Below are 1,774 nucleotides of genomic sequence, written 5' to 3'. Positions count from 1 at the left end.
GTATACGTTTACGAGCATCGTTACTCATAGAGTCATAAGGTGGTGTAATAAAGTAACAGAAAGCTTTTTTGTTGCTACGCCCAACACGACCACGCATTTGGTGCAAATCACTTAAACCAAAATTATTGGCGTTGTTTATAAAAATAGTATTGGCGTTAGGAACATCTAAACCACTTTCTATAATAGTTGTAGACACTAAAACATCAAACTCGCCATTCATAAAAGCAAGCATTAAAGTCTCTAGCTTTTTACCGTCCATTTGTCCGTGACCAATGCCAATTTTAGCATCAGGAACCAAACGCTGTAACATACCAGCAACTTCTTTAATATTTTCTATGCGGTTGTGTATAAAAAACACTTGTCCGCCTCTTTGTATCTCGTAAGAAACTGCATCTCTAATAGTGTCTTCTGTAAAGCGTACAACGTGGCTGTCTATTGGGTATCTATTTGGTGGTGCTGTATTTATTGTAGATAAATCTCTGGCAGCCATTAAACTAAATTGCAACGTTCTTGGTATTGGCGTAGCAGTTAATGTAAGTACATCTACATTTTCTTTAATAGACTTTAATTTATCTTTTACAGCAACTCCAAATTTTTGCTCCTCATCTACAATTAGCAAGCCTAGGTCTTTAAAAACTACGTTTTTATTAACTAATTGGTGTGTGCCAATAATAATATCTACTTTACCTTCTGCTAGGCGTTGTAGTGTTTCTTTTTTCTCTTTTGCAGTTCTAAAACGGTTTACATAGTCTACCGTTACAGGCATATCTTTTAAACGCTCTGCAAATGTTTTATGGTGCTGAAAAGCCAATATAGTTGTTGGTACTAAAACAGCTACTTGTTTGCCATTATCCACAGCTTTAAAAGCGGCACGTATAGCAACCTCTGTTTTACCAAAGCCAACATCACCACAAATAAGGCGATCCATTGGCCTATCACTCTCCATATCTTTTTTTAGATCTTCGGTGGCCTTACTTTGGTCTGGCGTATCTTCATAAATAAAAGACGCCTCTAACTCGTGCTGTAAATAACTGTCTGGAGCGTATTTAAATCCTTTTTTAAGTCTACGGTTGGCGTATACTTTAATAAGGTCAAACGCAATTTGTTTAACTCTAGTTTTGGTTTTTTGCTTCAGTTTTTTCCAAGCACCAGAACCTAGTTTAAAAATTTTAGGAGGCTTACCGTCTTTGCCCGCAAATTTAGATATTTTGTGTAGTGAGTGTATGCTTACGTACAACACATCTCGCTCACTATACATTAATTTTATAGCCTCTTGTTTTTTACCTTCTACATCTATTTTTTGTAAACCACCAAATTTACCAACACCATGATCTATATGTGTTACATAATCTCCAATATCTAATTTGGTAAGTTCCTTAAGTGTTATAGCTTGCTTTTTAGCGTATCCATTTTTAAGGTTGAATTTATGGTAACGTTCAAAAACTTGATGATCTGTATAACAGGCAACTTTTATATCATCTAAAATAAAACCCTGAAAAAGAGGTAATACAACTGTTTTATAGTGTACATCTTGTTCTACTTCATCAAAAATATCATGAAAACGTTTTGCTTGTTGCTCTGTGGCACAAAAAATATAATTGGTATAGTTATTAGCGTGATTTTGATCTAGGTTTTCAATAAGCAAGTCGAACTTTTTATTAAAAGACGGCTGTGGTTTAGAATGAAAAACAATAGATTTATCTGCATTTGTTGCTGTTTGATGAATGCTTATAACATTAAATGCATCAAACTCTTTTTTTAACTGATTAGAATC

Annotated in this window: 1 protein-coding gene; it reads right to left on the bottom strand. The window is 34.4% G+C overall.

The genetic code is table 11. From position 1 onward, the window contains the following. Positions 1 to 1,774 (bottom strand): DEAD/DEAH box helicase (locus ABJD66_RS09215; RefSeq protein WP_348130706.1); only part of this gene is annotated, 1,774 nt, incomplete at both ends.

The sequence above is a fragment of the Cellulophaga sp. genome, assembly GCF_039943695.1.
Lineage (GTDB): Bacteria > Bacteroidota > Bacteroidia > Flavobacteriales > Flavobacteriaceae > Cellulophaga.
The sequence above is the reverse complement of the archived record's forward strand: the minus strand, read 5'-3'. Positions and strand labels throughout refer to the sequence as shown.